Source organism: Parahoeflea alexandrii (assembly GCF_024105735.1).
GTDB classification, from domain to species: Bacteria; Pseudomonadota; Alphaproteobacteria; order Rhizobiales; family Rhizobiaceae; genus Hoeflea; species Hoeflea alexandrii.
Genome location: NZ_JAAAML010000001.1, coordinates 1,488,220 through 1,515,204 on the forward strand (window position 1 = coordinate 1,488,220; position 26,985 = coordinate 1,515,204).

The 26,985-nt window shown below is 64.1% G+C and carries 18 protein-coding genes; 11 read left to right on the forward strand and 7 right to left on the reverse strand.

All coding sequences use genetic code 11. The annotated features are described in order from the left end of the window. Position 1 precedes the first annotated feature (1 nt). Positions 2 to 628 carry a hypothetical protein gene (locus GTW23_RS06880; RefSeq protein ID WP_252915179.1) on the reverse strand — a complete coding sequence of 209 codons (627 nt, stop codon included), beginning with the start codon at positions 626 to 628 and terminating at the stop codon, positions 2 to 4. A 120-nt stretch (positions 629 to 748) separates the two neighbouring features. After that, on the reverse strand, positions 749 to 2,119 hold the full coding sequence (locus GTW23_RS06885; protein WP_252915180.1) for an aldehyde dehydrogenase family protein: 1,371 nt from the start codon (positions 2,117 to 2,119) through the stop codon (positions 749 to 751). 69 nt (positions 2,120 to 2,188) lie between these two features. On the opposite strand from GTW23_RS06885, the gene GTW23_RS06890 reads away from it, so the two are divergent. From GTW23_RS06890 to GTW23_RS06920, 7 genes are all read left to right on the forward strand, one after another. Beyond that, on the forward strand, positions 2,189 to 2,926 hold the full coding sequence (locus tag GTW23_RS06890) for a gamma-glutamylcyclotransferase (RefSeq protein ID WP_252915181.1): 738 nt from the start codon (positions 2,189 to 2,191) through the stop codon (positions 2,924 to 2,926). A 169-nt stretch (positions 2,927 to 3,095) separates the two neighbouring features. Then, the gene (locus tag GTW23_RS06895) at positions 3,096 to 4,469 is read left to right on the forward strand and encodes a class II 3-deoxy-7-phosphoheptulonate synthase (RefSeq protein ID WP_152008406.1); all 1,374 of its coding nucleotides are present in this window, start codon (positions 3,096 to 3,098) and stop codon (positions 4,467 to 4,469) included. A 238-nt stretch (positions 4,470 to 4,707) separates the two neighbouring features. Beyond that, positions 4,708 to 6,210 (forward strand): vWA domain-containing protein, encoded by a 1,503-nt coding sequence (locus tag GTW23_RS06900; RefSeq protein ID WP_252915182.1) that lies wholly within the window; start codon positions 4,708 to 4,710, stop codon positions 6,208 to 6,210. Between the two features lie 189 nt (positions 6,211 to 6,399). Beyond that, on the forward strand, positions 6,400 to 6,822 hold the full coding sequence (locus GTW23_RS06905) for a GFA family protein (protein WP_152008407.1): 423 nt from the start codon (positions 6,400 to 6,402) through the stop codon (positions 6,820 to 6,822). Positions 6,823 to 7,864: 1,042 nt separating this feature from the next. Beyond that, entirely contained in the window at positions 7,865 to 8,680 is an 816-nt protein-coding gene (locus GTW23_RS06910; protein ID WP_252915183.1) for a DODA-type extradiol aromatic ring-opening family dioxygenase, read from the forward strand. A gap of 131 nt (positions 8,681 to 8,811) precedes the next feature. After that, complete coding sequence (locus GTW23_RS06915) at positions 8,812 to 10,503, forward strand: NAD+ synthase (protein WP_252915184.1); 1,692 nt, start codon at positions 8,812 to 8,814, stop codon at positions 10,501 to 10,503. Next, on the forward strand, positions 10,500 to 11,720 hold the full coding sequence (locus tag GTW23_RS06920) for an MFS transporter (RefSeq protein WP_152008410.1): 1,221 nt from the start codon (positions 10,500 to 10,502) through the stop codon (positions 11,718 to 11,720). The genes GTW23_RS06915 and GTW23_RS06920 overlap by 4 nt, the downstream gene beginning before the upstream one ends. A 1-nt stretch (position 11,721) precedes the next feature. Here GTW23_RS06920 and GTW23_RS06925 read toward each other — a convergent pair whose 3' ends face one another. The 3 genes from GTW23_RS06925 to dgcA all read right to left on the reverse strand — a co-directional run bounded on the left by GTW23_RS06925 (position 11,722) and on the right by dgcA (position 16,600). Next, positions 11,722 to 12,894 carry a DUF2865 domain-containing protein gene (locus GTW23_RS06925; RefSeq protein ID WP_252915185.1) on the reverse strand — a complete coding sequence of 391 codons (1,173 nt, stop codon included), beginning with the start codon at positions 12,892 to 12,894 and terminating at the stop codon, positions 11,722 to 11,724. A 156-nt stretch (positions 12,895 to 13,050) separates the two neighbouring features. Beyond that, a complete protein-coding gene (locus GTW23_RS06930; protein WP_252915186.1) occupies positions 13,051 to 15,366 on the reverse strand; it encodes an NADP-dependent malic enzyme in 2,316 nt (771 codons plus the stop codon). Between the two features lie 250 nt (positions 15,367 to 15,616). Then, positions 15,617 to 16,600 (reverse strand): N-acetyl-D-Glu racemase DgcA, encoded by a 984-nt coding sequence (dgcA, locus tag GTW23_RS06935; RefSeq protein WP_252915187.1) that lies wholly within the window; start codon positions 16,598 to 16,600, stop codon positions 15,617 to 15,619. Positions 16,601 to 16,700: 100 nt separating this feature from the next. Here dgcA and GTW23_RS06940 point away from each other — a divergent pair, with 100 nt between their 5' ends. From GTW23_RS06940 to GTW23_RS06955, 4 genes are read left to right on the forward strand one after another with little or no spacing between them, the layout of a single operon-like run. Further along, positions 16,701 to 17,891, forward strand: coding sequence for an ABC transporter permease (locus tag GTW23_RS06940; RefSeq protein WP_252915188.1), 1,191 nt, complete (start codon positions 16,701 to 16,703; stop codon positions 17,889 to 17,891). A gap of 10 nt (positions 17,892 to 17,901) precedes the next feature. Then, positions 17,902 to 18,768 (forward strand): ABC transporter ATP-binding protein, encoded by an 867-nt coding sequence (locus GTW23_RS06945; protein ID WP_252915189.1) that lies wholly within the window; start codon positions 17,902 to 17,904, stop codon positions 18,766 to 18,768. Continuing rightward, positions 18,768 to 20,138: an MlaD family protein gene (locus tag GTW23_RS06950; RefSeq protein WP_152008416.1), complete on the forward strand. Its 1,371-nt coding sequence runs from the start codon at positions 18,768 to 18,770 to the stop codon at positions 20,136 to 20,138. Before GTW23_RS06945 ends, GTW23_RS06950 begins: the two co-directional genes overlap by 1 nt. Before the next feature lie 44 nt (positions 20,139 to 20,182). After that, the gene (locus GTW23_RS06955) at positions 20,183 to 20,815 is read left to right on the forward strand and encodes an ABC-type transport auxiliary lipoprotein family protein (protein WP_290128927.1); all 633 of its coding nucleotides are present in this window, start codon (positions 20,183 to 20,185) and stop codon (positions 20,813 to 20,815) included. 78 nt (positions 20,816 to 20,893) lie between these two features. Here GTW23_RS06955 and GTW23_RS06960 read toward each other — a convergent pair whose 3' ends face one another. Together GTW23_RS06960 and GTW23_RS06965 are read right to left on the reverse strand one after the other, a co-directional pair. Next, positions 20,894 to 21,172 (reverse strand): hypothetical protein, encoded by a 279-nt coding sequence (locus GTW23_RS06960; protein ID WP_152008417.1) that lies wholly within the window; start codon positions 21,170 to 21,172, stop codon positions 20,894 to 20,896. Positions 21,173 to 21,855: 683 nt separating this feature from the next. Then, positions 21,856 to 26,913 carry an apolipoprotein A-IV repeat region-like domain-containing protein gene (locus GTW23_RS06965; RefSeq protein ID WP_252915191.1) on the reverse strand — a complete coding sequence of 1,686 codons (5,058 nt, stop codon included), beginning with the start codon at positions 26,911 to 26,913 and terminating at the stop codon, positions 21,856 to 21,858. Positions 26,914 to 26,985 lie beyond the last annotated feature (72 nt).

Consider the following 26,985-nt stretch of genomic DNA (forward strand, 5'->3'; position numbering starts at 1 on the left):
TTCATTCAACCTTGGCTGCGTCCAGGTCGACGACATCCTCGACCGGCTTGCTCATGCCTGAGCCCACCAGCGAGGGCAGGGTGTGCAGGTGCACGCCCTCGCCCTTGTGGCCTGCGAGGATGGCGAGCGCCCGCTGTTCGTGTTGTTCATCGCGGGTGCGGACCCAGAGCAGCAGGCCGCCGGACATAAGATGCGTTTCCATTTCCCTCGCCTGGGTCGCGCCGATAAGACCCGCCAGCACGGTGCCGATGGAGCCGCCGATGCCACCCGCAATCAGCGCCGCGGTGGCGGCCGCAGCCAGTGCGCCGCCGGAGGCGACGACCGCCGCCCCGCCGATCATCGCCGGCACATAGACCAGGACGCCGATGACGGCGCCCATGGCGTCGCCGACGGATTCGGTTGAGACGAAGGCGGTGGTCGGTACCTCGACGCGGTCCTCGAGCTCGCGCGCCGGCACATAGGCTTGGTGCAGCTTGTCTTCGATCGCCCTTTCCGATGCCAGAATGCTCAGGTCCATCCGGTCGAAGCCCTGGCTCAGCAGATCATCGACCGCGGCCTGCAGATCTTCCGCGGTATGGAAAATGCCGACGGCTTCGGTGGTGTTGGAATAGGCAGACTGTCCGGTCATGGTCTTCACTCCGCTCAACGTTAGGCTGAACCTATTCATAGCAAGATTTGAATTTGTAACCTTGATATGCGTCAAGACCGCCGGGAACACCGCTGGTGCAGGCTCGGTGACCCCGTGCTTCTACTGCAGCCGCTTGAGCCAGGTGAGCTTGCGCTCCGAGAAGGGCGGGTAGCGCAGCGGCACGTCGAAATGCTCGCTCTTGGTCAGCACCGCCCGTGCGTGGCTGAAGGTGTCGAAGGAGGCGCGACCGTGATAGGCGCCCATGCCGCTGGCGCCGACGCCGCCGAAGGGCAGGTCGGGGACTGCGAGATGCATGACCACATCGTTGATGCAGGCGCCGCCCGAACTGGTCCGCTCGATCACCTCGCGGTGGATGTCGCCGGACTTGGCGAACAGATACAGCGCCAGCGGCTTGGGGCGGGAGGTGATGAACCGGATCGCATCGTCGATTGCGCGGTAGGTCATCACCGGCAGCACCGGGCCGAAAATCTCCTCGCGCATGACGGCTGCCTCGGGTTGCACGCCGGTGAGAACGGTGGGCGCGATGTATTTCTCCGAGCGGTCGGTTTCGCCGCCCATGGTGATGTCGCCATCGGAGATCAGCCCGCTGACCCGGTCGAAATGCCGCTCGTTGATGATCCGCGGGTAATCCGGGCTCAACTTGGGATCGTCGCCGAAAAACTCGGCGGTCACCTTGCCAAGCTGTTCGACAAAGGCATCCGCGACGCCTTCCTGCACAAGGATGTAATCGGGCGCGATGCAGGTCTGGCCGGCATTGAGGAACTTGCCCCAGGCGACGCGCCGGGCCGCGGTCGCAAGGTCGCAGTCCTCATGAATGATGCAGGGGCTCTTGCCACCCAGCTCCAGCGTCACCGGCGTGAGATGTTTGGCCGCCGCCGTCATGACGATCCTGCCGATTGCCTCGCTGCCGGTGAAGAAGATGTGGTCGAAACGCTGTTCAAGCAGCGCGGTCGATACATCCGCGCCGCCTTCGAAGACCTGGAACGCGTCCGGGTCGAGATAGGCGGGTATCAGCCGCGCCAGCAGTTCGGATGTCCGGGCCGAGACCTCCGAAGGCTTGATGGCGGCGCAGTTGCCCGCGGCAATCGCGCCGATCAGCGGCGTCAGCACCAGATTGACCGGATAGTTCCACGGCGCGATGATCAGCACCACACCAAGCGGTTCATGCACCACCTGGCTGTGTCCCGGCTGGTTGGACAGCGGTGTCGAGACCTTGTCGGGCCGCATCCAGGCCTTGAGATGGGACAGGGTGTGGCCAATCTCGGCAAGCACGGTGCCGGTCTCGGTCATGCGCGCTTCAAAGCCGGACTTGCCGAGATCCGCATGCAGCGCCTCGTTGAAGGCCTCCTCGTTTTCCTCGATCATGGCCTGCAGGCGCTTGAGTTGCGACCGCCGCCACTCTTCCGGGCGGGTCTTGCCGCTGTCGAAACTGGCGCGGAGGCTGGCGATGCGCTCTGATGGGTTGGTCATGATCTTTGCCCGTTTGTGAGTAGACTGTGCTTCATGGCTATAGCTTTTATGTAGGAAGACGCGATCACGATGTCCAAGATTGAAGAGCCGCTGCAGGCCGGGTTGCGAGGCAAACCGCGGACCGACCCTTCGCCGCAGCGTCGCGCCGCACCCGCCGGGCCGGGCGAAATCGTCGGTTATTTCGGCTACGGCTCGCTGGTCAACCGGGTGACGCTGCGGACCGAGATCCTTGCGGCCATCCCGGCGCGGCTCAATGGCTGGCGGCGGACCTGGCGGCCGCGGCCGCTGATGGAGGCGGACACCATGGCCGAGACCGCGCTTGCCGGCGATGTGGTGCCCTCGCTGTTGACCGCGCATCGCGCTGAAAAGGCATCGATCGACGGCGTCCTGATCATTGATCTTGCCGTCAACCTGCCGGTCATCGACACCCGCGAATTCCGCTATCACCGGCGTGACATCACGCTTGCGGAGCTGAGCTTCGATGCAGAGCGCGCGGAACGGGAGACCGGGTTGAGGCTCGGTTCCGGCACGCGGCTGCATGTCTACGAGGCGAGGGTGGAGCATCCCGAGGCCGGCGGCCCGTCGCCGATCCTGAGGTCCTATCTCGATGCGGTGATGCAGGGGTTTCTCCGCGAGTTCGGGGAGGAGGGGGTGCATCGTTTCGTGGCGGAGACCGAGGCGTTTCACCTGCCGATCCACGAGGACCGCGACCGCCCGCTCTATCCCCGCGCGGTGAGCCTGACGGCCAGTGAAACCGAGCTGTTTGATCTGGCTCTCGGCCGCCGCGGGAGCGGTCCGGAGCGCTGATTCGCATTGCCGGGTTTGCAGCCGCCCAATTGATCGCTATAAGCCCGGTGAAATCGACGGATCGGCGGGCATGTTGCCCGCAAAACAGCCGGGTATGCGCCCGGCCAACCCGCGGGCGGATCGCCCGTTTAAACCGCCGGGCATGAGCCCGGCCAACACGGTGAACGACATGGCACAGAACTGGACCCCATCAAGCTGGCGCAACAAACCGATCCAGCAGGTCCCGGATTATCCGGATGCAGAGGCACTGAAGGTGACCGAGGCCCGGCTGGCCAAGTTTCCGCCGCTGGTTTTTGCGGGTGAGGCCCGCCGGCTGACCTCGGCGCTTGCCGATGTCGCCGAAGGCAGGGGCTTTCTGCTCCAGGGCGGTGATTGCGCCGAGAGCTTCGCCGAGCACGAGGCCGACAATATTCGCGACTTCTTCCGCGTCTTCCTGCAGATGGCCGTGGTGCTGACTTTCGGCGCGCAGCAGCCGGTCGTGAAAATCGGCCGCATTGCCGGCCAGTTCGCCAAGCCGCGCTCGTCCAATATCGAGAAGCAGGGCGACGTCGAGCTGCCGAGCTACCGGGGCGACATCATCAATGGCATCGAGTTCAATGAGGCCGACCGCATCCCCAATCCGGAACGCCAGATCATGGCCTACCGGCAGTCGGCGGCGACGCTCAACCTGCTGCGCGCCTTTGCCCAGGGCGGCTACGCCAATCTCGACAATGTGCACCAGTGGATGCTCGGCTTCGTCAAGGACAGCCCGCAGGCCGAGCGCTACCGCAAGCTCGCCGACCGGATCTCCGAGACCATGGACTTCATGAAGGCCATCGGCATCTCCGGTGAAAATCACCCGAGCCTGCGCGAGACCGATTTCTTCACCAGCCACGAAGCGTTGCTGCTTGGCTACGAGGAAGCCATGACCCGCATCGATTCCACCTCGGGCGATCATTACGCCACGTCGGGCCACATGATCTGGATCGGTGACCGTACCCGCCAGACCGACCACGCCCATGTCGAATATGCCCGCGGCATCAAGAACCCGATCGGCCTCAAATGCGGCCCGTCGCTCGATCCGGACGAACTGCTGACGCTGATCGACATTCTCAACCCTGCCAACCAGGCCGGCCGGCTCACCCTGATCGCGCGCTTCGGGCACGACAAGGTGGCCGATCACCTGCCCAAGCTCATCCGCGCCGTTGAGCGCGAGGGCCGCAAGGTTGTGTGGTCGTGCGATCCGATGCACGGCAACACGATCACGCTCAACAACTACAAGACCCGTCCGTTCGAGCGGATCCTGTCGGAGGTGGACAGTTTCTTCCAGATCCACCGCGCCGAGGGCACCCATCCCGGCGGCATCCATATCGAGATGACCGGCAAGAACGTCACCGAATGCACCGGCGGTGCCCGTGCACTGTCGGGCGAAGACCTGCAGGACCGCTACCACACCCATTGCGACCCGCGTCTCAACGCCGACCAGGCGCTCGAACTCGCCTTCCTCGTCGCCGAACGCATGAAGGGCGGCCGGGACGAGGAAAAGCAGGTTGTGAACGGGTAAGGTTCGGGTCGCAACCGACTGACATGAATGCAAGAACGCCGGGGCAAGTCCCCGGCGTTTTGCGTTTCGGGTCGTGCAGTTCCTGCGCGATGCCAGAAACGATTTGAACACTGCAAAATTGGCCGGTAAAAACAACAGGTCTCTTGTTGTTTGTTTCATTGGTTCGAGGTGTATGTTGTCTGGAAGGTTTGTCGGCAGGTTTGGTCTTGCATTTGTTCTCTCCCTTGTTGCTCCGCAATTGGCTGAAACATCCTTTGCCCAAGATGCGTCTGCAGGAGCCAGAACCATCATCGTCATGGATGGCTCCGGGTCGATGTGGGGCCAGATCAATGGCGTCCCTAAGCTCGAGATCGCCCGGGAGACTGTTGCGGAGGTGCTCAAGGGCCTTCCTCAGGAGCGGGAAATCGGGCTTGTTGCCTACGGTCACAGGACGCGAGGAGACTGCAGCGACATCGAGATCATGGTTCCGCCGGCGGCGGGAACGGCCGATGCTATTTCGCAGGCAGTCAATACCATGCGCTTCCAGGGGCGGACGCCGCTGTCCGACGCCGTGCGCCGCGCCGCCGAAGAGCTCCGCTTCACAGAAAACCCTGCCACTGTGGTTCTGGTGACCGATGGCATCGAGACCTGCAACGCTGATCCTTGCGCGCTCGGAAAGGAACTCGAGCAGTCCGGCGTCGAGTTCACCGCCCATGTCGTCGGTTTCGGCCTGACGCGTCAGGAAGGGCTCGAACTGTCTTGCCTGGCGCGCAACACCGGCGGTTCCTACTTCGATGCTTCCGACCGGGAGGGGCTGGGCAAGGCGCTCGATCAGGCGATCAAGACCGCCGCTCCGGCGGCAACGCCCGCCGCACCTGAACCGGAACCGGTTCAGCCAGAGGCCACGCTCGATGCCGCCGACAGTGCCGCCATCACCTCGGCCGTGGAGGTCACCTGGACCGCGACGCGCAGCGAACGCGACTATATCGATGTCGCGCCATTGGGTGCGCCCGCCTTCGAGTGGGCCTCCTGGGTCGAGCTTGGTGACAGCGACACCGTGATGCTGCGGATGCCGCCGGAACCCGGCGACTATGTCATCCGCTATATCGCGCCCGATGCTGCCGAACCGGTGGTGGCAAGCCGCCCGATCAAGGTGGTTGAAGGCGATTTCGTTCTCGACGGGCCGCTCACTGTTCAGGTGGGCGAGAGCTTCCGCGTCAACTGGCGCGGACCGGAAGGCGAAGAGAATTACATCGACATCATGGAGAAGGGCTCGACTGCAACGGAGAACGAACCCTCCTATGCATGGACCCGAGACGGCAATCCGGCAGAGCTGATGGCGCCAATCACGGCCGGCGAGTACCAGCTGCGCTACGTGGTGCAGGGCGAGAGCGCACGCGCGGTCGGACTGTCGGTGCCGCTCAACGTGATCGAGGGCAGGGCGGAGATCGAGGCAGCGGAAGAGGTGGCGCCGGGAGCAGAGTTCCCGGTGCGTGCGCGCGGGCCGCAGAATTCGCGTCACTGGGTCGACATCGTCACGCCGGGTTTCTCCGAATTCAGCGGCGAAATCGGCTATTTCTATCTCGGTGAACCGGATGCGCCCTTCACGGAAGGCAGCCTGACCGCGCCGGCTGAACCCGGCAGCTACGACCTGCGCTACGTCATCGAGGGCATGAAGGGCGACCGCCGCGTGATCGCGCGCCGCACCATCACCGTCAGCCCCGGCGCATCCGCCGACGTGTCGCTTGCTCCGGTGGAGTAGACGGTCGCTTTGCGTCGCGTTCCCGGCCGCTCCGAACAGCGGCCGGGCCAATGCCCGCCATTGGCCTTCACTGTGTTGGAGCCCTCGGCTTCAAGTCGCGGCCTTGCATGTCGCAAATGTCAGTAGAATGACAGGGTGCCTGCGTGCTTGTATCGCCTCCGACCTGAATCACAGTCCCCGGAGGCCCGCATGTCAGACGATCAAATCCGCACCGGACGGTGCAATTGCGGGGCTGTGCGTTTTCGCACCCGCGGTCAGCTCCGCGATGTCATCGCCTGCCATTGCTCGCAGTGCCGGCGTCAGTCCGGGCTCTATTTCGCTGCTACCAATGTGGCCGACGAGAATATCGAGATCGAGGGCGGGGACGCGATCACCTGGTACCAGGCGTCGGATTTCGCCAGGCGCGGCTTCTGTTCGACCTGCGGCTCGGCATTGTTCTGGAAGCACCAGTCCGATCCGTTCATCTCGGTGCTGGCGGGCAGCTTTGACGAGCCGTCGGGGCTCAAAATGACCAAGCACATCTTTTGTGCCGACAAGGGCGATTTCTACGAGATCGCGGATGGCCTGCCGCAATACGAGAAAGGCTCTGCCGGGTTGCTGGTGGCGGAGTGAGGGTCTTGTTCCTCTCCCCCTGTGGGAGAGGAAGAAAAATCACGGTCTTGGCGCGATAGCGCCAAGTCGTAGATTTTTCAGGTGAGGGGGCGGTCCCGTCTCCGAAACCGACCCCCTCTCTTGAAATTTCGAGCACTTGGCTGAAGCCAAGGTGCTGATACAGCCTTCGCGTGGCGTCGCGCTCAGGCCTTCGTTCACTGAAATCGGATTCTCCGATTTCTGGCCTACAGCCACCGCTTCGAAGTCTCCCCCACCTAGGGGGGGAGGGTGTCTGCCGCGCTCTCAACCCCATTTCATCCACACCTGTCAAACCCCATGCGATCATGGCCTCGCTCCCGTCACCGGATGGATTGCGAACGTTGCGGTCCAGGCGGGAGGAAGGCCTCCAGGTGGCTGCCGTAACGTGCGGCAGGACGAAGGAGGAGGCGGTGCACCGGCGGGTTCCGCTGGCAGCAGGATCAGCCTGAACGGGTGACCATATGGGATGTCCAACGGGAGGATCGGCCAAGCCAGCCACCGGAGAAACCTTTGCCCCTTGTGCCGGCCAGCGCCGGCCGGCTGTCGGGGCGCGGGTGGAAACGGGCCTGTGGCGGGCCGCCTTGCGGATGCGGGAAGGGCGTCTGGCGCAGTGTCAGCCGCCCTGGCGTTCCCGGATCATAAACGCAAGGCCCAACCCGTGCCGGACGATGCCACCCGTCGCTCAAGGCTGCCCGTGTCCGGGCGGCGAACAAGCGGCACGCAACTGCCTGTCGGATGCGGACACCATCCGGCGATATTCGGGCCCGCGCGCAATCTGCGCCACCCCGCATGCTACCGCGAAAGCGGGGCATGCACACCAAACCTTTTCCGAACGGCACAGCCTGCGCGCGGCCCTCCGGACTTGCACTTTCTCATCCCGGTGGTGCTGCACCATACGGGCGTTCCGCCGTGACATGGCGCGAAGACGGTAAAGGCTGTCTTCATATGCCGAACGATGAGTGATCAAAACGGCATCTTTTATGAACAGTTGAGACGGCCTATCTTGGTGGCAAGGAGAAAGACCATGAGCAAAACAGCATTTCCCGCCCTGTTCATTTCCCACGGCTCGCCCGACACGGCGATTGCCGACACGCAGGCCGCCGCCTGGCTCAGGCAGATGGCCGCCGATCTGCCGCGGCCGCGGGCCATCGTCGTCGCCAGCGCCCATTTCGAAGTGTCCGGCGGGGTTGCCGTCTCGGCTGACCCGGATCCCGAAACCATCCATGATTTCGGCGGCTTCGCGCCGGAACTTTACGCCATGCAATACCCGGCGCCGGGCGAGCCTGAACTGGCGCGGCGGATCACGGATGATCTGCAAGCGGCAGGGTTTCCGGCGCAGGCGGTCGACCGTCGCGGCTTTGATCACGGCGTCTGGGTGCCGCTGAAGCTGGCCTATCCCGATGCCGATATCCCGGTGGTGTCGGTTTCGGTTGATCCCAACAAGGGGCCGGACCATCATTTCCGGCTCGGCCAGGCTCTGGCGGAGCTTGGCGCGGAGGGCGTGCTGGTGATCGGGTCCGGTTCGTTCACCCACAATCTCGGCGAGGCGTTCAAGCTCTTGCGCGCCGGCGTACGCGAGGCCGATGTGCCCGGATGGGTGCAGGAGTTTACCGGCTGGATGAATGAGCGGCTGGCGAAGAACGATGTCGACGCGCTGATCGATTACCGCAAGGAAGCCCCGTTCGCCGCAAGGAATCATCCCACCGACGAGCACCTGTTGCCGCTCTATGTCGCCCTGGGGGCCGCAGGCGAGGGCGCCCGCGCCAGCCGGGTTCATGACAGCGCGGAATTCGGCGTGCTGGCCATGACCATGTGGCGCTTTGATCCCGTGGCGCTTTGATCCCATGGCCGGCGCATTGCCTGCCGGGTGTTCAGCAAGCCCGTGCGGGTGGGGCAAAAAACTGCGGCGAAGGCGCTGCAATCGGGATTGAATGATTTTCAAGCGCTGCGAGTTGGGATAACACCAAATCCATGACCCAGACCGAAGCATCATCCACGTCCGGCACCATCCGCATCGCCGTCGCGCAGCTCAACCCGACTGTCGGCGATATCGCCGGCAATCTTGCCAAGGCGCGCGAAGCCCGGGCCGACGCGGCCCGCCACGGCGCGGACCTGGTGCTGTTCACCGAGCTGTTCATCGCCGGTTATCCGCCGGAGGACCTTGTGCTCAAGCCGGCGTTCCTGAAAGCCTGCCTGAAGGCTGTGGAAGCGCTTGCGCTGGACACCGCGGATGGCGGCCCGGCGGTGATCATGGGCTATCCGCGCACCGAGGGCGACAGGCGGTTCAACTCGGCTGCGGTGCTCGACGGCGGCAGGATTATCGCCAGCCGCGACAAGGTGGATCTGCCCAATTACGGCGAATTCGATGAAAAACGCGTGTTTCACGTCGGCGAGATGCCCGGGCCGGTGGCGATCCGCGGCGTGCGCATCGGCATTCCTGTGTGCGAGGATATCTGGGGCGATCTCGGCGTCTGCGAGACGCTGAGTGAAAGCGGTGCGGAAATCCTGCTGGTGCCGAATGGCTCGCCCTACTACCGCGGCAAGGTCGACATCCGGCATCAGGTGGTGCTGCGCCAGGTGATCGAGAGCGGTCTGCCGATGATCTACGCCAACCAGGTCGGCGGCCAGGACGAACTGGTCTTCGATGGCGCCAGCTTCGGCATGAATGCCGACAAGAGCCTGGCCTTCCAGATGAGCCAGTTCGAGGAAACCGTTTCCATCGTCACTTTCAAGCGGCAGCCGGACGGGCAGTGGACCTGCAGCAACGGGCCGGTTTCGGTGATCCCGGAGCGCGAGGAAGCCGATTACCGGGCCTGCATGCTGGGCTTGCGGGACTACGTCAACAAGAACGGCTTCCGCAATGTGGTGCTGGGCCTGTCGGGCGGCATCGATTCTGCAATCTGCGCGGCGCTCGCCGTAGATGCTCTCGGCGAGGAGCGGGTCCGCACCGTGATGCTGCCCTACCGCTACACGTCTGAGAGTTCGTTTACCGATGCCGAGGCCTGCGCCCGGGCGCTCGGCTGCCGTTATGACACCGTGGCGATCGAACAGCCGGTGCAGGGCTTTCTCGAGGCGCTGGGCGACATGTTCGAGGGCACCGACGAGGGGGTGACCGAGGAGAACCTGCAGAGCCGGGCGCGCGGCGTCATCCTGATGGCGATCTCCAACAAGTTTGGTTCGATGGTGGTAACCACCGGCAACAAGAGCGAGATGAGCGTCGGCTACGCCACGCTCTACGGCGACATGAATGGCGGCTTCAACCCGATCAAGGACCTCTACAAGATGCAGGTCTACGGGCTATCGCGCTGGCGCAATGCGCATGTTCCGCCGGGTGCGCTCGGACCGTCAGGCGAGGTGATCCCGGTCAACATCATCGACAAAGCGCCCTCAGCCGAACTCAGGCCCGACCAGACCGACCAGGATTCGCTGCCGCCTTATCCCGTGCTCGACGATATTGTCGAATGCCTGGTCGAGCACGAGATGGGTGTCGAGGAGATCGTCGCGCGCGGCCATGATGTCGCCACCGTCCACCGGATCGAGCATCTCTTGTACATCGCCGAATACAAGCGCCGCCAGTCGGCGCCCGGCGTCAAGATCACCCGAAAGAATTTCGGCCGCGACCGGCGCTACCCGATCACAAACCGGTTCCGAGACCGGGGATGATTTTCACCTTCCTGCGCGACAATGCCCGCTGGGTCGCCGGCGGGTTCCTGCTGACGTTCTTTTCCTCGTTCGGGCAGACCTATTTCATCTCGCTGTCGGCGGGGGATATCCGCGCGGAGTATGGCCTGAGCCATGGTGGCTTCGGCACGATCTACATGCTGGCGACGCTGGCGAGTGCAGCGACGCTGCCGCAGATCGGCAAGATCGTCGACAGGATCTCTGTCGCTTCGACCGTGCTCCTGGCGGCCCCGGTGCTGGCGATTGCCTGCATCCTGATGGCCTGGTCAAGATCGCTGGCTCTGCTGGTGCTGGCGATCTACCTGCTCAGGCTGTTCGGGCAGGGCATGTTCACCCATATCGCCATGACCGCGATGGGACGCTGGTTCGCGGCTCAGCGCGGCCGGGCGATCTCGCTCACCGCCATCGGCGTCAATCTCGGCGAGGCCGTGTTTCCGATCAGCTTCGTCGGCGTTGCGGCGCTGGTCGGCTGGCGCGGGTCATGGCTGCTGGCCGCGGGCGTGCTGCTTGTCGTTGCACTGCCTGTGATCTATGGCCTGCTCAAGGTCGAACGCACACCGCAATCGGTGGTGTTGGATCCGGGCCGTCCGGCGGTGCGCGACTGGACCCGTGCGGAGGTCGTGCGCGATCCGTTGTTCTGGGCGTCGCTGTCGGGCGTGCTCGCTCCGCCGTTCATCGGCACCACCATCTTCTTCCACCAGGTCTACCTGTCGGAATTGCGTGGCTGGGAGCCGAGCGTGTTCGCGGCCTCGTTTGCGATCATGTCGTCAATGACCATCCTGTTCGCACTGATCGCCGGACAACTGGTCGACCGGTTTTCGGCGATCCGGCTGCTGCCGTCCTTCCTGGTGCCGCTGTCGCTCAGCTGCTTCGTGCTGGCATCGACCGATGCGCCGTGGGGCGCCTATGCATTCATGGCGCTGATGGGGATCTCCTACGGCTTCTCATCAACCCTGTTCGGCGCGCTCTGGCCGGAACTCTACGGCTCGAAGCACCTTGGCGGCATTCGCTCGCTGATTGTCGCCTTCATGGTCTTTGCCACGGCGATGGGGCCGGGCCTGACCGGGGCGCTGATCGATGCGGGGATATCCTACCCGGGACAGATCGCGGCGATGGGCGCCTACAGCGTGGCCGTGATCGTGATCATGACGCTGGTCAGCCGTAGAGCGCTGGCGCGCCAGCAGACTGGCCGGGCATGAATTAGCGGATCAGCGAGGGCGGGCGTGCCTTCAGATCCAGCTGTTCGGACTGGTCGGGCAGGAACACCGGACCGACAACGCGCACGTCCTGACGGTCTGGGGTCAGCGGCCGCTCGGCGGTCGAGGCTGCAAGCACGGCTGCGACATCCTCCGAAGTCAGCCGCATCTCGGCGTTGAGAAGAGATTCGGGATCCTCGCCGGGATCGGGCCGTTTGAACGGACGCACCCAGGTGGTCACCGACCCTTCGTTGTCGGCGGTGCCGTTGAGAATCGCCTCGCGGCGCTGCATTTCGTTGTAGAAGGCGCGCATGTTGCAGCCGCAAGCCTTGCTCATCGGTGCGCTCGCATTGCGATAGGCAAAGGCGTTTTCCATTTCCGTATAGGGTTCGCGGGTGCGGGCGGAAATCATGTCCTCGCTCTCCTGGCCCTGGGCGTCGTGGAAATAGAGCGCGGTCTTGGTGCCGGGGCACATCATCTGGCAGGTGCGCTCGTCACGGGCGAAATCGGACGGGGCGGCTGCCGAGGAGACCGGAAAGAAGAAGCCGTCGCAACTGCGCACACACAGGGTGCGGTAATTGCCGCCGCGGGTCGATCTGGGTTCGACAACGATGCGGCCGGCCGCGGCGCGGGCGCGCGATGTGTCGCTGCCAGCCCCGTCACCATTGCCGAGTACGGCAACCAGGCCGGGGCTGCGGCGGGACTTGGCCTTCAGTGCGGCCATCTTGCCCTTGAGTTCTGCAGCGCGGATAGCGGCGCGGTTGCCGTCGCAATCATTGGCATCGAGCGCGGCAAGGATCCGGCGCTTGGCGGTCCGGTCGTCACGGGTCGCATAGGAGTCGCGCTTGCGCTCGAGCGAGCCGAGATTGGCGCGCATCTTGGCGTGGGCGGCGCCGAGCTTGGCGCAGGCCTTGGCGTTTTGTCCGCCCATCACGATGAAACTGCCCGAGGAGCAGCGAAACCGGACGAGGTCAGCTTCAACCTGGTCGATCTGGCGCGACTGCTGCTCGGCGGCCTGGGCATAGCGCTGGTACTTTTCGGAGAATCCCGGGCCCGAGGAGACGTTTTCGAGCTGTGTCTTGAGCCGTGAGCACACCGCAGAAGCTTCCGCCGCTCCGGTGCCGGCAAGGGCAAGCACCAGCATGGCCAGGGAACTGCGAAACCAGACGCGACGCATGATCAACTCCAACACATATAAAACACCGTCAGTCACCCAAGGCATACCTCAGATACCCTAACAGTTTTATACTAGCGCCAGAGGGCGACTGCTCCAATCACATCCGGTTGTTTACCTTAACCGGGATTGCAGAGCCGGGAGCCGCGTCTTGATGGTTCAGTCGGCCGAGGACGCCTCGACCACAGCGAGTGTGGCCATATTGACGACGCCGCGCGAGGTGACCGACGGAGACAGGATGTGTGCGGGCAGGGCCGGGCCGAGCAGGATCGGGCCGACATGCAGCGCCTCGGTCATGGTCTTGACCACGCCGAGCGCGATGTTCGCGGCATCGAGATTGGGGAAGACCAGCAAGTTGGCCTCGCCGGTGAGCGTGCTGTCGGGCATCACCCGGCGGCGCAGCACCTCGGATATGGCTGAATCGCCGTGCATCTCGCCGTCGACCTCCAGCTCCGGGGCCAGCGAGCGGATGATCGAAAGCGCGCGTCGCATCTTGTCGGCGCTGCCTGAATCGCGCGAGCCGAAATTCGAATGCGAGACCAGTGCAGCCTTCGGCGCAATGCCGAAGCGGCGGATCTCCTGGGCGGCCATGATCGTGGTTTCGGCTATCTCCTCGGCGCTCGGATCGAACGACACATAGGTGTCGGTGAAGAAGGTGGCGCCGCGCTGGGAGATCAGCAGGCTGAGCGCGGAGAAATCAATCACACCCTCGCGCTTGCCGATGATCTGCGAAACATCGCGCAGGTGCTTGGTGTAGCGGCCTTCGAGGCCGCAGATCAGCGCATCGGCTTCACCGCGCCGGACCGCCAGCGAGCCGATCACGGTGGCATTGGTGCGCACGATCGTGCGGGCGGCTTCCGGAATCACGCCCCTGCGTCCGACAATCGAGAAATATTCGTCCACATAGTCGCGGAAGCGCGGATCATCTTCGGGGTTGATCACCGTGAAATCGGCGCCGGGCCGGATCCTGAGGCCAAACCGCTGTAGGCGGGTCTCGATGATGCCCGGCCGGCCGATCAGGATCGGCTCGGCGATCTCTTCCTCGAGCAGCACCTGGGCTGCGCGCAGAACCCGCTCGTCCTCGCCCTCGGCGAAGATCACGCGCTTTTTCGTGGCGGACTTGGCAGCGGTGAACAGCGGCTTCATGATCAGGCCGGAGCGGAAGACGAAGCGGTTGAGCTGGTCGACATAGGCGTCCATGTCGGCGATCGGCCGCCGGGCGACGCCGGATTTGGCCGCCGCCTCGGCCACGGCCGGGGCGATCCTGAGGATCAGCCGCTGGTCGAAGGGCGAGGGAATGAGATATTCGGGGCCGAACACCGGGGTTTCTCCCGAATAGGCCCGGGCTGCGATGTCGGAGGGTTCTTCCCGCGCAAGCGCCGCGATGGCGCGGACGGCAGCCATCTTCATCTCTTCATTGATGGTGCGCGCGCCGCAATCAAGCGCGCCGCGGAAGATGTAGGGAAAGCACAGGACATTGTTGACCTGGTTGGGGAAATCCGAGCGCCCGGTGCAGATCATCGCGTCGGGGCGGGCGGCCCGGGCCTCGTCCGGCATGATCTCCGGCGACGGGTTGGCAAGCGCCATGATCAGCGGCCGGTCAGCCATCGTGGCCAGCATTTCGGGCTTGAGCACACCCGCGGCGGAGAGACCCAGAAACACGTCGGCGCCGCCGATCGATTCGGTCAGCACCCGGTTGTCGGATTTCTGCGCATAGACCGATTTCCACTGGTCCATCGCCACTTCGCGGCCTTCGTAGACAAGTCCGTCGATGTCGTGCACCCAGATGTTCTCGCGTTTGGCGCCGAGCGCCACCAGCAGGTTGAGGCAGGCCAGTGCCGCAGCGCCCGCGCCGGAGGTGACGATCTTGGCATCCTCGATGTTCTTTCCTGCAAGCTCCAGGCCGTTGAGAATGCAGGCGGCGACGATGATGGCGGTGCCGTGCTGGTCGTCATGGAAGACCGGGATATCCATGATCTCGCGCAGCTGCTGTTCGACCTCGAAGCATTCGGGAGACTTGATGTCCTCGAGATTGATGCCGCCGAATGTTGGTTCGAGTGCGGAAATCACGCTGACCATGCGGTCTACGTCGGGCGCATCGATCTCGATGTCGAAGACGTCGATGCCGGCAAACTTCTTGAACAGCACCGCCTTGCCTTCCATCACCGGCTTGGAGGCAAGCGGCCCGATATTGCCGAGGCCAAGGACAGCGGTGCCGTTGGAAACCACTGCGACCAGATTGGAGCGCGCGGTATAGGCGGCAGCGGCGTCCGGATTGTCGCGAATGGCGAGGCAGGGTGCGGCAACGCCGGGCGAATAGGCCAGCGCCAGGTCGCGCTGGTTGCCAAGCGGCTTTGTGGCCTGGATCTCGAGTTTTCCCGGCCGCGGATAGCGATGATAGAACAGCGCGTTCTCGTCGAGTTCACCGCTTGAAGGTTTGGGATCGGCGGCGCGCTTGTTGTCTGTTGAGGTCATCTGCGGCTCTTCTTTGTATGTGGTCGTGGAACAGGGATCAGGCGGTCAATGTGCCGGGATCGGGAACAGACGCCTTGAGGGGCAGGAACCGGCATTTAAGCTGATTCCGGCGCAAATTGCGGCGAGCCTGTCAGGATTCATCGGTTTCCCCCTCGATAAACCGTTTGAACGGTTCATTCCGTTCTAGAACCGATCGCGGCCAAATGGAACCTGTTTGATGGTCGATCGGGACCGCCGCAACGGCGCGCGGCTAGCCCCAGAGGTCCGGCGAGGGCGGAGAGACCAGCGAACCGGAATAGACCAGGCCCGGGGAGCGGTCCCTGGCCATCAGCAGGGGGCCGTCGAGATCGACCCAGTCCGCATCCTGGGCAAGCAGCACCGCCGGCGCCATGGCAAGCGAGGTGCCGACCATGCAACCGACCATCACGCCAAACCCCAGCTCGCGGGCGCGGTCGCGCATGGCCAGCGCCTCGGTCAGGCCGCCGGTCTTGTCGAGCTTGATGTTGATCGCGTCATAACGGTCCGAAAGCGCCTGCAGGTCGTCGATGGTGTGGACGCTTTCATCGGCGCAGATGGGGACCGGGTGAGGGATATGGGCCAGAAGCTCGTCCTTGCCCGCCGGCAAGGGCTGCTCGATCAGCCCGATGTGAAGTTCGGCGGCAAGCAGAAGATGTTCGCGGATGTTGCTTTCATCCCAGCCTTCATTGGCGTCGAGAATGATCTCCGCGTCGCGCGCAGCACTGGCCACCGCATGCATGCGGGCGCGGTCATCGGAAGTGCCGACCTTGACCTTGAGCAGCTTCTGCGAAGAGTGGGCGCGGGCCTCGTCGGCCATGTCGGCGGGATCGCCGAGCGAGATCGTGACGGCGGTGGGAACCGGGCGCGGCAGGATCCGGCAGGCGCTGGCAGAGACCCGCTTTCCGGTGAGCTTGGCCTCGAGATCCCACATGGCGCAATCGACGGCGTTGCGGGCAGCTCCGGGCTTGATCGCGGTCTGCAGCTCCTGCCGGGTCATGCCCGCCGAGACCGCTCCGGCCAGCGCCTCGATCGCCTTGAGCACACCTTCGACTGTTTCGCCGTAGCGCTTGTAGGGCACACATTCGCCGTGGCCGCTGACGCCGTTTTCGGTCAGCGTGCAGGTCACGACATCGGCAGCGGTCTTGGCGCCGCGCGATATGTTGAAGGCTCGCTTGAGCGGAAAACTGTCGATCCGGGCGCTGAGGTGTCGGGGCATTGCAACGGGTCCTGAAAAAAGGGTCGATGAACGGTCGGGATGGGCGCTATTCCGGAGCCTGTGCGGTGACAGGTCCGGAACGAGCCGCTATGTGTGGATCATGTTGACCAAACAGCAAGAAGATACAAGGGCCGAAGCCCCCAAGGTCGGCCTGAAAAGCCAGCCTGCGCGGATCGAGCATGATGTCTCGAACGGCGTGGAACGGCTTGTGCTTGCCGGCGACTGGCGGCATGCGGCGATCTCCGGCGTGTGCGGCAAGATGCTGGAAATCCAGGGCAAACTGTCGGGCAAGCCGCTGGAAATCGATCTGAGCGAACTGGGAAATTTCGACACTGCCGGCGCCTGGCTGGTGCGCAAGACCATGCTGGCGGCGCGCTCGCGCGGAGCCGATGTGCGCCTGACCGGCGCGTCGGAACAGGTGTCCGAACTGATCGAGGCCATTCCCGATCTGGTCGATGAGCCTCAGGCAGGGCCCAAGGATCTGCCGCCGAGGTTTGAGCGCATGTTCTCGCCGGTCGGCAAGGCGATGTACGAGCTCTACGACGATTTCATCGCCTCGCTCTACATTCTCGGCTCGGCCGTCCGCGGTGCGCAACTCAAGCTCAACCGCTCGGCAGGCATCTCGCCCGCGGCGATTGTCACCCAGATCGATCATATGGGTGTTCGGGCGGTGCCGATCATCATGCTGATGAGCTTCCTCATCGGGGCGATCATTGCCCAGCAGGGCGCGTTCCAGCTTCGCTATTTTGGCGCGGAAGTCTTCGTTGTCGACCTGGTCGGCATCCTGCAACTGCGGGAAATCGGCGTGCTTCTGACCGCGATCATGATCGCCGGTCGCTCCGGCAGCGCGATCACCGCAGAGATCGGCTCGATGAAGATGCGCGAGGAGGTCGACGCGCTCAAGGTGATGGGGCTCAACCCCGTCGGCGTGCTGGTGTTCCCGCGCCTGGTGGCGCTTACCGTGGCGCTTCCGCTGCTGACGATCGTGGCGAATTTCGCCGCCCTTGCAGGCGCGGCTGCGGTGTCGTGGAGCTATTCGGGTATCACGCCGGACGTGTTCGTCACCCGGTTGCGCGAGGCGATCGACATGTCGACCGTCACATCGGGCATGATCAAGGCGCCGTTCATGGCGCTGATCATCGGCATCGTTGCCTCGGTCGAGGGCATGAAGGTCGGCGGCAGCGCCGAATCGCTGGGCCGGCGAGTAACCGCTTCAGTGGTCAAGTCGATCTTCGTGGTCATCCTGGTCGATGGCCTGTTTGCCATGTTCTACGCTGCCATTGATTTCTGAGGCCGACCGGATGATCCAAAGCAGCGAGAAAGAACCTGGCAAACGCGAAGTCATCCTGTCGGCGCATGATGTCACCGTGGCCTTCGGCAGCAACGTGGTGCTCGACAAGCTCGATCTCGATGTCTATCGCGGCGAGATCCTGGGCTTCGTCGGCGGCTCGGGAACCGGCAAGTCGGTCTTGATGCGCTCGATTTTGCGTCTGATCCCGCGCCAAAGCGGTGTGATCCGGATTCTCGGCGAGGATTACGACAAGGTCGACGAGGCCAAGAAGATCGAGCTCGACATGCGTCTCGGTGTGCTATTCCAGCACGGGGCGCTGTTTTCGGCGCTGACCGTGCGTGAGAACATCCAGGTTCCGATGCGCGAGTATCTGGACCTGCCGCAGTCGCTGATGGATGAACTGGCCGAACTCAAGGTGGCGATGGTGGGGCTCGCGCCGGATGCGGCAGACAAGTACCCCTCCGAGCTTTCCGGCGGCATGATCAAGCGCGCCGCCCTCGCGCGGGCGCTTGCGCTCGATCCGGACCTGGTTTTTCTGGATGAACCAACATCCGGGCTTGATCCGATCGGCGCGGCGGAGTTTGATGAGCTGATCGCGCAGTTGCGTGACACGCTGGGGTTGACGGTCTACATGGTGACCCATGATCTCGACAGCCTGTTCTCGGTCTGTGACCGCATCGCGGTGCTGGGACAGAAGCGGGTGATCGCGGAAGGAACGATCGAGGACATGCTTTCATTTGACGACCCGTGGATCCAGTCCTACTTCAAGGGCAAGCGGGCGCGGATGATCCCTGACCGGACATCGCAGGAACGCTCCAGTCCACCCCAGGAAACCGGCGTCACGCTTGAAAGCGGCCAGGAAAGCGAAGCAAACTGATGGAAACGCGGGCTAATTACGCCATTGTCGGCTTCTTCACCCTGGTGGTGATGCTCTCGGCGTTCGGCTTCGTCTACTGGATGGCGAAATTCGGCAATACCGGCGAGACGGCGCCGATGATCGTGCGCATTCCCGGTTCCGCCAACGGTCTGTCGAACGGCTCGCCGGTCCGCTTCAACGGCATTCCCTACGGCGTGATCCGAAACATCAGCATCGATCCGGACAGCCCCGATTTCGTCATTGCGGAAACCACGATCCGGGCCGACGCGCCGGTCTACACCGACACCCGCGCGGCGCTCGAAATCCAGGGCCTGACGGGATCGGCCTATATCGAACTGCAGGGCGGTTCGCCCGGCAATCCGAATATCCTGACGCGGGCGCGGGAGCTGGGACAGGTCGCTGTCATCGACGCCGATCCGTCGGGTGTCACCAACCTGCTGGCTACCGCCGACGACATTCTCAACCGCGCAAACCGGGTGATCGGCGAGGTCGAAGGGTTCGTCAAGGATGCCCGGTCGCCGCTGACCGAGACACTCAAGAACACCGAGGTCTTCACCGCTGCCCTGCGTGACAATGCCGATGGCATTGACGATTTCCTGCAAAGCGTTGCCGATCTGTCGCAGACGGTGAAGTCCGTTTCGGGCCGGATCGACAGCACGCTGGCCTCGGCAGAGAACCTCATCACCTCGATCGATCCTCAGAAGATCGACAGGATCCTCGCCAATGTCGACAAGGTGACCTCGGATGTCGCCAGCGCGTCGGGGGAGATCACCAGGACGCTCGAGAGCTTCAGCCAGGCCGCAGGGTCGCTTGAGCGACTGGCTGCGGATGCAGGCGAATCCCTCGACAAGGTCGACACGATCATCGCCAGCATCGATCCGGCCAAGGTCGGCCAGTCGATGGACGACATCGCGCTCGCCAGCGCGGATGCGCGCAAGGCGCTCGCCGATGCGCGTGGCGTGGTGGAAACCTTCAGTGCCCGCAAGGAAGATTACGACCTCATCATCACCGATGTGAAGCAGCTCACCGGCAGGCTCAACGCGGCGTCGACGCGGGTTGACGGGGTGCTTGCCAAGCTCGACAATTTCCTTGGCGAGGGGGACGCCTCGTCGCTGATCGCGGATGCCGAAGCGACGCTGAAATCCTTCCGTGACGTGGCGGATTCGCTCAATGCCCGGGTCGGCCCGATCGCTGACAACTTGCAGCGGTTCTCCGGCTCGGGGCTGCGCAATGTCGAGGCGCTGGTCAATGATGCGCGCCGCTCGATCCAGCGGATCGAGCGTTCGATCTCGACCATCGAGCAGGACCCGCAGCGGTTGATCTTTGGCGGCGACACGGTCAAGCAGTATGACGGACGGAACCGGCGTTGACTCTTCGGGTTTCACGTCGCAAGACAATGGTTAACGAAATGCTTATGGGCCGGGTCGCGGCCCAGGGGAGTGGCGTAAGCGTGAGAGCGGGTCGATGGATAGTTGCGCTGGCATTGGCCGCGGGTCTGTCGGGTTGCGCCGGCGGCGGGCTTGTGTCCAGTCCTCCGCCCGACACCTACGGGTTGTCTGCGGCACCGGCGGTTACCGGTCAGCGCGCCAGGAACAGACAGATCCTGATCGGCGAACCGACCGCGCTCAAGGCGCTCGACAGCGAGCAGATCGTCATCCGCCCGACACCGTCGGCAATTCAGTATCTCGCCAACTCGCAATGGTCGGACCGCTTGCCCAGCATCGTGCAGGACAAGCTGGTTCAGGCGTTCGAGAATTCGGGCCAGGTCGGCGGTGTCGGCCGGCCCGGAGACGGCCTGGCGATCGACTTCAAGATCATCACTGCCATCCGCGCTTTCGAGATCAAGGCGGACCGGGGCGAACGCGCCGTGGTCGAATTGTCGGTCAAGGTGCTCAATGACCGCAATGGCGTGGTGGTGGCGACGCGGGTCTTCAGCGCCAGCACGCCGGTCACCGGAAGCGGCAATGCGGCTTACGTGCAGTCGCTTGACCGGGCCTTCGAGACAGTGGTCCAGGATATCGTCAGCTGGACCCTGTCGCGGATCTGACCGGCATTGCCGGGCGCCGCAATCACGCTGCGATCACCACCACCGACCGCTGTTCCATCCTCGAAGATCGTCGCGCAATCAGCTTTCGTCGTGCGGGTAGTCCGGCCGCTGACGCGCCGGGACGGTGACGGGAACCCGCAGATCTGACGAGGTCATGACCACCAGTAGCGCCAGATAGGCGATCGCTGCGAGTACGGCCGGGCCGATCAGTGCCGGATAGCCGAAAAACCAGATGGCGCTTATCCACAGGAAAACAACATTGACGACGAACATCGCCTTTTCGGTTACGCCGCTGTTCCAGGCCGCCCAGCCGAGAAGACCGATGATTGCCGCGTAAGCCAGTATTGCCAGAGCCATGATTGTGTTCCTTGCTTTCCGTACCGTGAAGCGCCCAGCGCAATAGGTGTAACCGGGATGTAGGTTTCTTGCACGGCGGATGAAGGCCTGCACGAAGGCAAAACGCCGCATTTGGGGGGATAGGGGCGAGACAAAATGACACTGCCCGTCGCCGTTCCGGATTGGCAGCACGGGGCTCCGGCAACCGCTGCTCTCGCCAGGATCATTCATGCCTGCGAAGGTTTTTTCGGGATGATCCCGTTTTGAACAGATTGCAGACGGAAGCCCCCCACGATGCAGGTTCACACTGACACACCATTCCATCTGGTTCTGGAAATCTATGCCCATGTGCTTTGGGTGCCCGTCCTGACAATTGCGATTGCGGCGGGGGTTCTTTTCGCGGTTCTCAAATGCGGTTCGACGAGGCTAGGTATCCAGGGGCAGTTGGCCGCAGTATCGATCGTGTTGGTCTTGTTCCTTCCCATACTCTGGCTGGGTTTCGCCTATGGCGCTCTGACACTCCTCGAACATCCTGGGTACAGACACCACATCGAGTGTGATCCGTGCTTCTGAGGTGACAAATCCGCGCGCAAACCACTTGGCGAATGGCAATCTCGTTGCGGCCCTCAACAGAAAAAACCCCGCTCGGTGGCGGGGTTCTTGGTGTCTGTCCGGTCGCTGAGATCGTCTGACTTATCCGGGTGTCAGTCCCGTCCGAAACGGCCGCTGGCGTGGGCCAGCATGGTGTAGACCTTGCCGGTATCGGACGTGAGATAGGTCTGGGTCATCATGTTGTCGCGGTCGTTGCGGGCAACATCGGACAGCAGCTTCTCGAAATCGGCGATGTAGCGGTCGACGGCATCGCGGAATTCCGGTTCGCGGCCATACTTGTTCTTGATCTCCTCGAAGGTCTGCTGACCCTTGAGCGTGTAGAGCCTTCGGGTGAAGACGTCGCGCTCGCCGCGCTGGTAGCGGCGCCACAGGTCAACCGAGGCGTCGTGGTCGATCGCGCGGGCGATGTCGACCGACAGCGAGTTGAGCGATTCGACGACATGGCGCGGATTGCGCTCGGGCGTCTTGCTGGCCACCGGCGCCGGTGCAGGGGTGTTCTCCTCGCGGGAGGCACCGCGCAGCAGGTCGCTGACCCAGCCTTCGCTCTTGGCGGGCGCGGCTCCGGCGGGCTCGAGGCTGCCGCGCAACGGAGCGCGCTGGGCCTGAGGCTCGGGGCGCGGCGCGGGCGCCGGATCACGCCGCTGCGCGCGTTGAGGCGCCGGTGCGGGAGCAGGCTGCGGGGCTGCCGCGCGCGGGGCAGGGCGTGGAGCGGGTTCGCTGACTTCGGCGCGGTAGCTGGACTGGCCGACGATCTGCGAGAGTTCCTGCAGCGCCTTGATCTGGTCTGCGACCGCACGGCGCATTGCCGCGGCGCTTTCGCGGGTTTCCTCGGGAAGGTCAAAGGCGCCGCGCTTGAGTTCGCCCCTGGTGTCTTCCAGTTCCTTGCGGATGCTGGAAGCGGACTGGCGGATCTCCTCGGTGGCGCCCGAGAAGCGCGAGATCGCGTCCTCGATGGCTTCGCGAACGCTTTCGCGCATTGTTCCGGCCGCGGCCTGCGCCCGGCTTTCGGTCTGGCTGAGCAGCTTGTCGGCCTCGGAGACGGCCTCGCCAACGGTGTGGCGGACAGTGCCGGCCGCCGAGTGGGCGCGGTTTTCGGTCTTGCCGAGCAGCTTGTCGGCGTCCTCGACGGCCTCGCGCATGCTTTCGCGCATCAGTCCGGCGGCAACATGTGCCCGTTCTTCGGTCTCGCCCATCAGCTTGCCGGCATTTTCAGCGGCATTGCGCAGGCCGCCTTCAAGCCGCATCGCGGAGCGCCTGGAAAGTTCCTCGGCACCGTCGAAGGCCTTCTCGATGATCTCTTCGAGCGAGTGCATCGTGGCTTCGATCTGTTCGGAACGGTTGACCAGTCCCAGTGACAGCGCCTGCAGCGCCTCGCGGCGTTCCTCGAGCGTGGTGGCGAGGTTGGATTGCGCCGCTCCGAGAAGGTCGGAGGCGGAAGCGAGCACCTTGGAATGATCGTCGAACCGACCGGCAATGGCGCCCACCTGGTTGAGGGTGCGGCTGGAAATGTCGGTGAGCCGTTCGACCTTGCCGTCGAGCAGGCGGGCCGACCCGGACAAGAGCTCGGCCGCCTTTTCTGTCGACGAGGAGATCTCGCCGGAGGTCTGGCTCAACTGCGTGTTGGCCTCGCCCAGCGTGCTTGCGGCCTTGGCCACGACGCTCGAGATTTCCTCGTTGCTGCTGCCCAGACGGTCAAGCAGCGAGCCGACACTGCTGCTCAGGCTCTGGTTGACGGTTTCGAGGGCCGACAGGGTCTCGCTGGTGCGATTGGTGATGGCGTTGATCAGGGCTGCGTTTTCGGCACGCAGGCGATCGGTCGAGTTCTGGGTGACTTCCGTCAGGCGGTTGGCGAACTCCTCGCCGCTTGCGGCATAGCGGTCGACCAGCGGGCGTGCCTGCTCGTCGATGACGCGGGACAGTTCGGCGGAGCGGCTTGCCAGCATCGAATTGAGCTCGCGGGTGCGCTCGTCGAGGGTCGAGTGGACCGATGTGGCGCGGACGTCCATTGCCTGCTCGGCTTCCACCAGCCGCTGGATGATGGAGACCGCCTTCTGGTCGAGCGCCGTGCCCAGCGAGCCGGTCTGGTCGACCAGTTTCTTGCCGGATTCGGCAAGGCGGGCATCGATCGTGCTGGTCTTCTCGTCGAGGGTCGAGACCAGCTCGCTGGCGGTCTGTCCAAGCCGGTTCGAGATGGCGCCAGTTTCCTTTTCCAGCCGCGAAGCCAGGGCTTCGGCCTGGGCGGTGAAGCGGCTCTCGGTGGCGTCCAGCGTGCCGGAAATGGCGTCTGCCTGCTTGCCGACGGTCTCGCCGACGCGCTCGACCAGTTCGCTGATGCGGCTGGCTTCGCTGCGCAGTTCGGTTGCGCCGTTGGAAATGCGGTTGGCGATGTTCTCGGCGTGGGCCGCCAGATCGGCGGTGCGCTCATCGACGTGGCTGTCGAGCCGCTCGACGAAGTTGCGGGCCTGTTCATCCATGCGCCCGGCAAATCCGGTGCCGACCGACTGCAGCGCGTCGCCCGCCTTGAGGGCCTCGGCGTCGAGTTCGGTGGCGGCCTGAGCCACGGCTTCGCGCAGTTTCGCCGCGAGGCCGGTTGCCTTGCCTTCGATGGTCTTGGACACGGAATCGAGGCCGATCCCGAGCATGTTGTTCATTGTCGTCAGGCGTTCGTTGATATGGTCGGTGCCCTTGAGGAAGCTGGCGTCGACCCGTTCGGATGCCGCGTTCGAGAGTTCCGCGAAGCGCTGGCCTTCGACATCGAGCGTGGCCGCCAGACGCTCCGAGGCTTCCGACAGGCTTGCCTGCACTGCGCTTGTCCGCTCGTTGAGCAGCCCGTCCATTGCCTCTGTCGACTGGGTGATGGCGGTCCCGAAGGAGTTGGCGCGCTCGGCGAGCCGGAGATCCAGCGCGTCGGCGTGTTCAGCGATCGAGCCGAACAATGCGGTGGAGCGCTCGCTCAAGCTGCTGTCAATGCGCTCGGCGCCGGCTTCCAGAGCCCTTTCAAGAGCTTCGGTGCGGCTTGCCAGTGTACTGTCGATCTGCTCGGTGACATTGCGGGTCGACGTTTCCACCCGCTCGGCAACGCTGCTGGTGGAGGTTTCCACCCGTTCCGCCGCGTTGCTCGTCGAGGCCTCGATACGCTCGGCGCCGCTTGCCAGCGCCATTTCCAGTGCGATGGTGCGATCGAGAACAGTCGTGTCCATGCGCTCGGTGAGGCTCGTGGCCGTGGCTTCGAGTTGTTCGGCAGTGCTCTTCGATGCCGTTTCGACCCGTTCCGCAAGGTTTGCGGCCGTGGTTTCAACCCGATCGGCGGCGCTTGTGGCCGTTGTCTCAAGCCGTTCGGTGGCGCTGCCGGTCGATGCTTCGATCCGCTGGGCCAGGCCTTCGGCACTGGCTTCAAGGCGCTCGGCTGCGCTTGCGCTGGTGGCTTCAATGCGCTCGGAGACTGCCGATGCCGAATTCTCGATCCGTTCGGCCCCGGTGCCGAGGGTTGCTTCCAGCGCCTGGCTGCGGTCCGCCAGGGTGGCGCCGATGCGCTCGAGGCTGGCCGAGAGGATGCCGTCCATGGCGTTGGTGCCGCCATTGAGCGTCTCGTTGATCTGCGACAGGCTTTCTGACAGCTTGGTGTCCAGATTGCCGGCGCGGCTGTCGAAGGCGGAGGTGAATTCGCCGACACGCTCGTCGAACACCGTGGTGATGCGGCCGATGGTGGATTCGAGCTTTTCCTCGAAGAAGCCGGAGCGCAGATCGAGGTCCATGATCGCGTCGTCGGCGCTCGACTTGAGCGCCTGGCTGAAGGTCGAGCCCTTCTCGTCGAGCGAGGAATTGAGGGCTGCCAGCGTTTCCTCGAGACCGGCGGAGATCGCCTGCTGGCCAGAAAACAGGCTGTCGGAGATTTCGCGGGTGCGGGCGATGAGGGTTTCGTTGAGCTGGCGGGCGCGCTCGCCAAGAGCCGCGTTGAGCTTCTCGGTGTTGGCGTCGAGCGTCGATGCCCGGGTCTCGAACTCGGCCAGCAGCGCCTTGCCGCGATGATTGAGCTGGACGTTGAGCATTTCCAGACGGGTGTCGAATTCGTCGGTGAGTTCGCCGCCGGAGGTCTTGAGCGTGGTGACGAGCGCTTCCGTGCGGCCGTCGAGCAGCTGCTCCAGCTCGCGGCTGGTCTGGGTGGTCCGCTCCTGAAGGGCAGCGGCGCGGGTTTCCATGAGCTGGGCGAAAGCCTCTCCGGAGGTCGAGATCCGGGTGGCGATTTCCTCGCTGGCCGTGGTCAGCTCTTCCTTGAGCTGCTCGTGCGCGCCGGCGATGGAGGCGCGGATGCGCTCGGCGTGGCTGACGATCGCATCACGCTCGCTGCCAAGTTCCTGCACCAGGCTGCGCACGCGCATCTCGTTGTCGGAATAACTGCGTTCAAGCGCGTTGACCTCGGAATGGACCAGGGTCTCGAGTTCCGATGCGCGGGCAATGGTGCGCTCGATGCCCTCGTTCATGGCGGAGACTTCGCGGCGGACGGCCTGGCCGACGGTCAGGATGCGGTCGCCGGCAATGTTTTCCGGCTCGGCGAGGCGCAGGGCAACCTCTGCCATCGAGCGGGCGGCAGAGCGCATCTCGCGGGCGCGCGCCATCATGATCGAGAACGCGAAGAAGACGAGGATCGGAATGATGATTGCGACCAGGAAGCCGATGGCCGCCGGCATTGCCAGCAGATCGGAGACGGAGCGGATCTGCCAGATCGCCGGGGCGTAGAGCAGGTTTGCCAGTCCGAGCACGCCCACGGCCCACAGCAGCGAGAGCAGGGCGGCGTTGCGGATCGCGCCGCGGCTTGAACGGCTTTCGAGCGCGCGCAGCAAACCGGCGGTGTTCTTGCGGCTGTCGTCGTTGGCCGGGGCCATCGGGCCTGCCGGCGTGAACGGCGGGGTGGGGGTCTTGGGCGCAGTGTTTTCGCCCGGCGCAGTCTTCGCCGATTGCGCTGACTGGCGTTGCGTGGCTCCAGCACTCTTGAGTTCGCGGGCCGCGCTGGAGACCTTGTCTTCCAGTTCGTCCAGGGAAACGTCGTCGAGAACACCCAGGCCGTCGTCGTTCAGATCGATTTTCAGCGCATCTTCAAGCGCTTCGAACGTCTGGTCTTCTATGCTCTTGTCCGCTGGTGTCTTACTCATGCCACTCAAGCCTCATTACTCCAAACGGGGTTTGCGCATGCCCCGTCATTGTTCGCGGCCCCGGTGCGGTAA